The following is a 9,347-nucleotide window of genomic DNA, read 5'->3' as shown; positions in this document are numbered from 1 at the left end:
GGTACTGACCCCGAGCCTGGTAGCAGCGACTCGGGGAGGAACATATTTAATTTGTTCATTCATTGACACATCTTGTTCAGTAAAGTTAGATTATCCAACAAGATGTCGGAAAATGTCAAATATGTCGGAAAAAATATTTATCAGGACGTAACTCCCCTGTAGCTTCTTTAACAAAAGACATACCTAAGCGCGCCATCATTTCTTTGTCCACAGGTGCTAACCCTTGAGGCGGAATATAAAGGGTTGAAACCTCAGTAACACTGCTTTGTGGTAGCTTGGACAGAGGAATACGCTGGATAACTGGTTTGCAAACTGGATAATAAACTGCTGCTTCGTAAACAATCACTTCATGGTCACCTCCATAATGTGTCTTTAAGACCTCGGTCAATATGGTTAGAGGACGAAACTGTTCCTCCGGTTTATAAAAACCGAGATTGCCAACCATGGCAATCTGCCACAAAATCAAGGGGCTAGTGGGGTCAAATTTACGCCGTCGAATCAAAAAGTCCGTTGCTTCAAAACTTTGACACCCGTTTCGACCAGGATCGACACCAAGGTCAGCAAATAAGCAATCTTCCGCAGAAATTCCAGGTAGCATCTGTGCTCTGAAGCCTTCACGATGTGCCTGTTTAATAGCTGCCTGCACTGGATTGGCAAAAACCCCAGGATGACCGTAAAACACAGCACAGACATTCAGCCCCTTACGAACTTCTGTCAATATTTTTTCGGTCATTTCTTGATAAGTCTGTCTGCGCCATTGATTGTTCCGGTTATATGGCAAAGGTTCTGCTGTGGCATTCAATTCTTTGAGCCATTTAGCGGTTACTGGGTCAGCCAACGCATATAAAACCTTGTCCGCTTGTTCTATCCAGGCTTTCGCCCCCAAGGTCAGATGACTTACCAATTGAATCCCCGTACCGACAATAGTTAAAGAGCCAGTTTCCAAATTCAATTTACTCTTCAGCTTAGAATCGGAGTTTTTGATCATCAGAGTAACAGACACAAGACACAGACATTTAAGGTAAGCTATCAGCTATCAGCTTTCAGCATTCAGCATTCAGCTTTCAGCTTTCAGCTTTCAGCTTTCAGCATTCAGCTTTCAGCTTTCAGCTTTCAGCTTTCAGCTTATGCTATGATGGGAACGCTACACCGAACAGCTTTTGAATCAGCAACGCTTTATTTTAAGCATTAGGCTGACAGCTGACAGCACCTCAAGTAGCGTGAGCTTTTAGCTCACGGCTGAATACTTACTATATTAGTTTGACTTTTGACCTATGAAACTCATAAAACTCATATAAAATCTCATATAAAATCTCATGAAAAAACTAATAAACAAAACATTGAATCGTGAACGGAGCATTAAAAACTGATATAGCGTTTGTCGAAATCGCTGGCGACTGCTATACATCCAATTTTCTTCCCTGCTCCGAACGCGCCCCGCGTGGCTTACGGCCTCAGTCCCTGTTCCCTGTTCCCTGTTCCCTGTTCCCGACTTCTGCAAGAAGTCTAATCAATGATTAGGCTACAAGACAGAGGGTGCGTACATAAACTGCTGCTCTCCCTTTTTCATAAAATACTGTCGATACAATTCACAACTTGCGATCGCTTGAGCACCTGAAAGTTTAATCAACCCCATACTGCTTAACTTGTGAGTTAGGATGGGGTCTAAGGGCACAGGTTCAGTGGCCTTGAGAACCGTATCAAGAGCTTGTGCTAATTCCGGCTGTTTTGCCAATGTTGCCCAATGACGCTGCAAGTGATGAGCATAAATTCCGGTAGCAGTGGGAGCACTTTCTAGCAGTTGGGACAGAGTTATCTCCTTGCGACTAAGATGATAGAGCGTTAAGTTTACCAGTGCCGGATGTCCCCCCAGCATTACCATTAATTGTCTAGCTTCTTCGGGACCTACCCAGTCGAGTCCGTAGCTTTGGGCTAACTGCTGCACCTCATCCTGGCTGAAGTTTTTTAACTGAACCGGCAGCCCCACATTGAACGGAGACTGGTTAAGCTCCAGGGGAACGTAAATTTCCGTGGAGTGAACCACTACCAGGCGAAGCTTTTGCCAGATGGGCAGTCTTTTCCCTTCTTCGTACCAAGAACGCAACAGAGGTAAAAAATCCTTGGCGACTTGGGGATGCTCGAAAATCTGGCTCACCTCATCCAATGCCAAGATTAGGGGAGTATCAATTAACTCAAGTAGATAGTCTTGGAAGTAGAGGGTGCAGCTAATTTTACTGCCCAGGTCTTCATCCCAATACTCGTCTAGCATCGGTTTACGCTGAAGCTGGTGAGCGATGTTGGCACACAGCCAGCGCAAAAATTGATTCAAATTGCTTAAAATTTCCTGCTCGACTTGCTCTAGGTTCAAGCTCACAGTATGGTAGCCCAGGCGGTTGCCATGGTCAAGAATCCTCAGCAGCAGAGACGTTTTGCCCATTTCTCTGGGAGCTTTAATCCTGATTAACGCTCCCGGTTTCTTGATTTCTTGATAAACTTGCTCCTCAAGGGAAGAGCGTTCTAGGTAAAAGGGAGAGTCGAGAGGGATTGAGCCACTGGGGTAGCTTGGTAGTATCTCACCGGTTTCATGGGCGGGATTGCCCGGCAGATCTTGCTTCACCAGATCTTGCTTCAAAGGGTTTGTCTCTGAGGATGTTTGGGCAGTGGCATAAGACTCCAGCAGCACCCGACAGTTTTTCTTGCTTACCCGCTGGCCAATCACCTCCGAGAGTCGCTGATACAAATCTGGAGCAACGACATTACTAAGGTAGCCTGCACTATAACCTGCTTCGAGGGCAATTTGGTTATAAGTTCTATACTGCCAAACCCCACCCAGCATAATTACTTCTGTGGAAGTAAGGGGTCGATGTTGACTATCTTTTAGTTGACGGTCAACAATTTCCAGTATACTATTAATATTCATGTACAAGGTCACTGAAATTTATCAACAAGCACCTTTTAAGTGCTCGAGCAAACGTGACACACCGAAACGTAGCCTAAAGGTTTGGCCTTACCCTTTTGAGAACTAAAAACTATAGTGTTTATTGAATTTAAAAAACACTGTCTTGATGCAGTCGCTCATGGGGGAAACCCCCAAGACCGCGCTGCATCGCTATTATGCATAATATGAATCAGCAAATTAGATGGGTTTACCCTGAATGAGCAACCAATTTTAGGTAAGCATTCAGCCGTCAGCCGTCAGTGGTCAGCCGTTAGTGGTCAGCCGTTAGTGGTCAGCTTATTGTATTCAAAAGCTGTTCATAAAGTAGCGTGCCCATAGCGCATAAGCTAATGGCTAATAGCTGATACGCGACACGCTGATAGCTGATAGCTGATACGCGACACGCTGATAGCTGATAGCTGATACGCGACACGCTGATAGCTAATGGCTAATAGCTGATAGCTGATAGCTAATAGCTGATACGCGACACGCTGATAGCTGATAGCTGATAGCTGATAGCTTACAATTTTAGAGCTGATGACTGGGCAATGGCACCCCAGTTAACCAGCAGTGGGAGCATGTCACTTATGCCGAACATTTGTACGCTTATTTGGGTAATAGGTAATGGATAATAGGTAATAGGGGGAGCATGTCACCTATCAATATTTGTACATTATCTATAGCTCCCGGGTTTAAGCTTGCGCTAATGGGAAATAGTACTAATGTTTCAGCAACGCCAGACCTCCTTTCATTTCTTCTCCTGACCCTCAGCTAGAATACCATATATAATTTCCAGCTGAATATTAAATATTGTTAACTAGTTGTATTCCTGGGACTCCCTGACTGGGGAGGGCTATTATAGCAGAGAATAGCAGAGAATAGCAGAGAATAGCAGAGAATAGCAGAGAATAGGCAAAAAAGTGGCGTTTGCGCTTCAAAGCCATTGATTTTGTTTGTATAAACGCGATTTAGTCAGATTTTTATAAGCGGGAAATGGGTAGATCTAGCGCTACGCGCAAGTCCGCAAGTCACAAGTCAGAAGTCAAAAGTTTACTACAACAGGTTTTCAGCTTTTAGCCATGTCCTAACTTTATTGCGTAGTGCTATAGGAAGAATTCTCCCCATTTCCCGCTTCTGTTGACTCCCGACTTTCGACTGTATATAGGGTTTTTATTTGAGATGTAAACGTGTATGGTCTTTTTTGATTGGACAATAAAACTTTGAATCTCTTGGCCCTATTGCCTTTTGCCTCTTTTCTATTCGCTTTTTGAGCAATAATTTTGTTTACAACCTATATAAAAACCCTAGACATGAGTTTTTACATGAGTTTGCTCTACCGTACTTGTGGTAATCATAAAAAGTTATTTCATGGTGAAACCCTTTCTCCACAAGGTTTTCACCATGATGCCCTTAAAAATTATGTATTGTATTATACATTTTTTAACATAAACCCGATAGAGCCATGAGTTTTTACATGAGTTTTTACATGAGTTTTTATATGAGTTTTTACATGAGTTTTTTCTACCGTACTTGTGGTAAGAAGCAAAAGTTATTTCATGGTGAAACCTTTTTGGAGAAAGGCTATTACCATGAAATAATTTAAAATTATGTATTGTATTATACATTTTTAACATAAACCCGATAGAGCCATGAGTTTTTACATGAGTTTTTACATGAGTTTTTACATGAGTTTTTACATGAGTTTTATGAGATTAACAGACTAAAAACCGCTATACTCTCAAATGGTGATCGGGTATCGATGTCAAAAATCTCGAGTACAAATCCTAAGCATTCAGCCGTCAGCCGTCAGCCATCAGCTAAAAGCTCACGCTACTTGAGGTGCCGTCAGCCGTGAGCTAAAAGCTCACGCTACTTGAGGTGCTTATTTTATTCAAAAGCGCCGATTGCGCTACGCGCACGGTACTGTTCGCCCAGGGTGGCCACAGGCCCAAAGCTGATAGCTGATAGCTGAATGCTTACTACAAATCAGCCCTGGACTCCCGTGGAGAGCATACACCATTGTATTGATCAATTATGATGTCAGATATTCAATTAGAAGCCAGTTCTACTGCATTGGGCCAATCCCATCAGGTTTCAGAGAAAGAGTTTTGGCAGCAATGGCAGCAATATCAAGACTATCTCTATCATCGCTGTCTCAGGTGGATGGGTGGAAACCCTACCAATGCTGAAGATGCCCTGAGTCGGGCCATGCTCAAGGCATGGGAGAAGGTGCAAAAGTTTGGGCGGAAAATCGCTAATTTTAAGGCTTGGCTGACCAAAAATTTGGGTCAATAGCCCCGTCCTTCTAGGACGGCTTTCTCTTTTTGTGTTAGACTTTACGTAGAGTTGTCCCACGTCAACAATGAAGGTCTTAGAGTTCAAGGTCAAGGGAAAGAAAGCTCAATATGCTGCGATTGATGAGGCGATCCGCACCGGTCAATTTGTCCGCAACAAGTGTATCCGTTACTGGATGGACAACAAGGGTATAGGACAAAAAGAACTGTATCGTTATAATACGTCCCTTAGAGCTGAGTATCCCTTTGTGAAAGACTTGAACTCCCACGCATGTCAGGCTTCGGTTGAAAGAGCCTATAGCTCAATTGCTAGATTTTACGATAAATGCAAAAAAAAAGTTCCTGGTAAAAAAGGATATCCCAAGTTCAAGAAATTTTCCAGATCGGTTGAATACAAGACATCGGGCTGGAAGTTGTCAGGGGATTCTAAATCAATAAAATTCTTAGACAACAAAGGTATCGGGAAACTGAAACTGAAAGGAACCTGGGAGTTATGGCGTTATAATCAAAAGCTAATTAAGCGGGTTAGATTGGTAAGTCGCGCAGATGGCTACTATGTTCAGTTCTGTATAAAAGTAGATGAAAAAGAATCTCTAAAACCAAATCATACTAATATTGGACTAGACGTAGGACTTAAGGAATTTTACACCGACTCCAAAGGGGGTGTAGAACCTAATCCCAGGTTTTATAGTAAAGGGGAAAAAAGACTAAAGTTTCATCAACGTCGGGTTTCTCGTAAAAAGAAAGGCTCATCCAATCGTAGAAAAGCCATTAATAGACTAGGTCGGACACACCTTAAAATAAGTAGGCGACGTGAAGAACATGCCAAGAGACTGGCGCGTTGCGTAATCCACTCTAACGACGTGGTTGCTTACGAAGACTTAAGGATTAGAAATTTAGTCAAAAATCATTGTCTTGCCAAATCTATTAATGATGCAGGTTGGTATCAATTCAGGAAATGGCTGGAATATTTTGGACAAAAGTTTGGCAGGCAAACGGTAGCAGTTAATCCTGCTTACACTAGTCAAAATTGTTCCAGTTGTGGTGAAGTTGTCAAAAAATCGCTATCAACCAGAACTCACGCCTGCAAGTGTGGGTGCAAATTAGATCGCGACCATAATGCAGCCATCAACATCCTGAAAAGAGCCTTGGGTACGGTGGGGCACACCGGAACCCTGGTCTTAGACCAAAACGCTTTAGGAGAGGAAACCTCTATTCTTCCTGGTTCCGGCCTGGTTGAACAAGTCTCCTCGTTGATTAAAGAATCCCCGTTCTTCTAGGACGGGGAGTGTCAAAAAGCTGACTCATAACCTCTGCGTGGATATTCATCGAGAACATAGTCGCAGCGCCAACCACGTTAAGGATATAGAAGGGATTCCAGAGGAAAAAGGACTGCTTTGCTGTGAGGATACCCCAGAAAGGGCTTTGGAAACAGACGAGAAAAAGATTGCCATCCGCCGTGCCATTGATAACTTACCTGCTCGGCTGCACCAGACCTTTATCCTGCACTTTTATCAAGAACTGTCTTATCGAGACATAGCCCAACAGCAAGAGATTTCCTACCAGAATGTCTGTAAGCGCATCTCCCAGGCGCGGGCCATGCTGCGAGAGGAGTTGAGGAGATATTTTATTGGCGAAGATGAAACTGATACAAAATTATCGGTTACGTCAACTAATGAGGTAACAGAGTCAGCAATTGGGGAAATGTCCCAGGGGAATACAGAAGTTGAACCGATTGTGGGCGAGACGGTGACATCATCCGTTGCGGTGGAGGAAGTGCAGGAGGTAGCACTAGGGGTGCAGCACTCTGAGTCGGTTCCTGTTGCAGCTACTTCTGAGGAAAAGTTAGAAGTCAACAATGAGGCATTGCTGAGGGGCGGGATAAATATGAAACGGGCAAGATGGCCATTCCACCAAGATGGCCATTTCACCAAGATGGCTGTTTCACCAAGATGCCCGTTCCACCAAGATGGCTGTTCCACCAAGATGCCCGTTCCAGCAATATGGCTGTTCCACCAATATGGCTGTTTCACCAAGATGCCCGTTCCACCAAGATGGCCATTTCACCAAGATGGCTGTTCCACCAAGATGGCTGTTCCACCAAGATGCCCATTTCACCAAGATGGCCATTTCACCAAGATGCCCGTTCCACCAAGATGGCCGTTCCACCAAGATCGCCATTCCGCAGCCAGATGCCCACCCGACAAAACTCTTAAAATCATCCCGCATTTATACAACGTCATACCGGGTCTATCTTTTTTGATCACAATTTGCTCAAATTTCGATCCGGTAAAGCTTACAGGCCGACATTGCTTAATAATGGAATGATTTTAAGAGTGAGGTGGAATAGGCATCTTGCCTGTTCGGCGGGTCGCATCTGTACAATAGGCATGTTGCTTAGGTGCGCTTGACCTATTAAGAATTAAATTCGCCACGGGTCGCACCTGTGGAATAGGCATCTTGCCGTGGAACTGGCATCTTGCCGTGGAACTGGCATCTTGCCGTGGAATGGGCATCTTGCCCGTTACAATCTTTGGGCGGGCAGGATGCCCACTCTACTCCTATTCATTTAAAGACTGACGCAACGCCTACAGGCCTTTTTGTCACCCCCTCAGACCTTGCGAATGGCTGACGACTGACCGCTGAACGCGCACGCGTGCGCGTAGCGCATATGCTTTCGTTGCCGTAGTGGCTCAATACTCGCGCATTGCTTTTCTTTTTTAGGGAATGCGATCGCTTTTCTTTTTTAGGGAATGCGATCGCTTTTTTGTTGAGCGTACGAAGGAGTGCGATGCGCGAGCATTGAGCCGCTACGCGATCGCAGTTAGTATAGCAGTCGAAGTAAAGCTTAAGACATCTTCTGCTCCCTGCTCCGAACGCGCCCCGCGTGGCCTACGGCCTCAGTCCCTGCTCCCTTTCAACTAAAAGACTATGTCCTAAACTATACTTCCCTTGCTATAAAGTTTGAGTATGAAGGAGCGATGCGCGAGCATTCAGCCGCTACGCGATCGCTTTTCTTTTTTAGGGAATTAGGGTGCGATTCGGCAAAGCCAACGCTACGCGATGAAGCGTTCGCGTAGCGTGGCCTACGGCCTCAGCTTCCGCGCTTATGCGATCGCATATTGTCCAAAATTCAGATATTCCCCTCTGAGATCGTCTTTAGATTGAAAGGTGGAAAACAAGTCTACCTGTAACTTTAAACAATTCATTCCTTTTAAGGAGTAAATAATGTTCTCAGAAAAGTTTGAACAGTTGCTTAAAGCAATTCCAGCTACATTAGTGGCTATGGCTTTGATCATTGGTTTTACAGTTTTCACACAACCGGTCCATGCTTCGACACCACAACTACATTGTCAGAAACCCATCTTCACCAGAATCTTGAGTCAAGGAGATGTGTGGGATAGTAATCAAGATCCTAAATCCCAAGGGGCAGTGTACGGATTTCGCGCCTCAGGTTATGGTGATTATTGTACATGGCAAGCAAAGGTGAACAATTATCACGATACACTATCATTTGACGATTTGGGTGGTAGCCAATCTGTAGTTCTTTTTGAGACTCCAAATGCTCCTGCAATGGTAAGCCTTAATAATGGTTGTCGTGAACCATTGACTCTTGAGGTCTGCCCATTGTTTGAATTTTGATGTCTGCCCATTGTATTAGGGGACAAAAGTCACAGTCATTATTTCTCCATTGAGAAGTTGACAAAAGTGCGATAGCTTATCTTGTCGGGTGCGTTAACAAAGTGTAACGCACCTTTTTAATTATCAGTAATAGAATGGTTTATCCTCGGGTTAACACTGCCATGGTAGAATCTACTAATTAGTCGATTTTCATTCCCGGCTAGATTTACCCCTGACGAGTCGGATGGTGGGTTTGTGATCACTTTTCAGGATTTGCCAGAAGCCATTACTCAGGGAGATTCCATGGAACAAGCCTTCGCTTCAGCAGCTTACTGTTTGGAAGAAGCGATTGCTGCGAGAATTGATCCTGGGGGGGCGACAAGCGCCCCGTAAACCTTGATATATATTAAATTGAGCGAATTATGGTAAAAAAAGATAGGTCAGAAATTGTCAAGACGACCTATCAAGTTAGAATGATACCAGAATTATACCAA

At 44.2% G+C, this 9,347-nt stretch carries 8 protein-coding genes; 5 read left to right on the top strand and 3 right to left on the bottom strand.

The window, feature by feature from the left end:
* Positions 1-115: 115 nt before the first annotated feature.
* Positions 116-988, bottom strand: a complete 873-nt coding sequence (locus F6K63_RS35475) for an SAM-dependent methyltransferase (RefSeq protein ID WP_287314810.1) — start codon at positions 986-988, stop codon at positions 116-118.
* 534 nt (positions 989-1,522) lie between these two features.
* Positions 1,523-2,920 carry an AAA-like domain-containing protein gene (locus F6K63_RS35470; RefSeq protein ID WP_287314808.1) on the bottom strand — a complete coding sequence of 466 codons (1,398 nt, stop codon included), beginning with the start codon at positions 2,918-2,920 and terminating at the stop codon, positions 1,523-1,525.
* A gap of 2,052 nt (positions 2,921-4,972) precedes the next feature.
* On the opposite strand from F6K63_RS35470, the gene F6K63_RS35465 reads away from it, so the two are divergent.
* The 3 genes from F6K63_RS35465 to F6K63_RS35455 all read left to right on the top strand — a co-directional run bounded on the left by F6K63_RS35465 (position 4,973) and on the right by F6K63_RS35455 (position 7,560).
* Positions 4,973-5,233, top strand: coding sequence for an RNA polymerase sigma factor (locus tag F6K63_RS35465; protein WP_287314807.1), 261 nt, complete (start codon positions 4,973-4,975; stop codon positions 5,231-5,233).
* 67 nt (positions 5,234-5,300) lie between these two features.
* Entirely contained in the window at positions 5,301-6,512 is a 1,212-nt protein-coding gene (locus tag F6K63_RS35460) for an RNA-guided endonuclease InsQ/TnpB family protein (protein WP_287314805.1), read from the top strand.
* 19 nt (positions 6,513-6,531) lie between these two features.
* A complete protein-coding gene (locus F6K63_RS35455; RefSeq protein WP_287314812.1) occupies positions 6,532-7,560 on the top strand; it encodes an RNA polymerase sigma factor in 1,029 nt (342 codons plus the stop codon).
* Positions 7,561-7,562: 2 nt separating this feature from the next.
* On the opposite strand, the gene F6K63_RS35450 is transcribed toward F6K63_RS35455, so the two are convergent.
* Complete coding sequence (locus F6K63_RS35450) at positions 7,563-7,748, bottom strand: hypothetical protein (RefSeq protein WP_287314804.1); 186 nt, start codon at positions 7,746-7,748, stop codon at positions 7,563-7,565.
* 712 nt (positions 7,749-8,460) lie between these two features.
* On the opposite strand from F6K63_RS35450, the gene F6K63_RS35445 reads away from it, so the two are divergent.
* Positions 8,461-8,874, top strand: a complete 414-nt coding sequence (locus tag F6K63_RS35445; protein ID WP_287314802.1) for a hypothetical protein — start codon at positions 8,461-8,463, stop codon at positions 8,872-8,874.
* 177 nt (positions 8,875-9,051) lie between these two features.
* Complete coding sequence (locus F6K63_RS35440) at positions 9,052-9,246, top strand: type II toxin-antitoxin system HicB family antitoxin (RefSeq protein ID WP_502708406.1); 195 nt, start codon at positions 9,052-9,054, stop codon at positions 9,244-9,246.
* The last annotated feature ends 101 nt before the right edge of the window (positions 9,247-9,347 follow it).

The sequence above is a fragment of the Moorena sp. SIO1G6 genome (assembly GCF_010672795.1).
Taxonomy (GTDB): Bacteria; Cyanobacteriota; Cyanobacteriia; order Cyanobacteriales; family Coleofasciculaceae; genus Moorena; species Moorena producens.
This window is presented reverse-complemented; position numbering and strand designations above follow the sequence as displayed.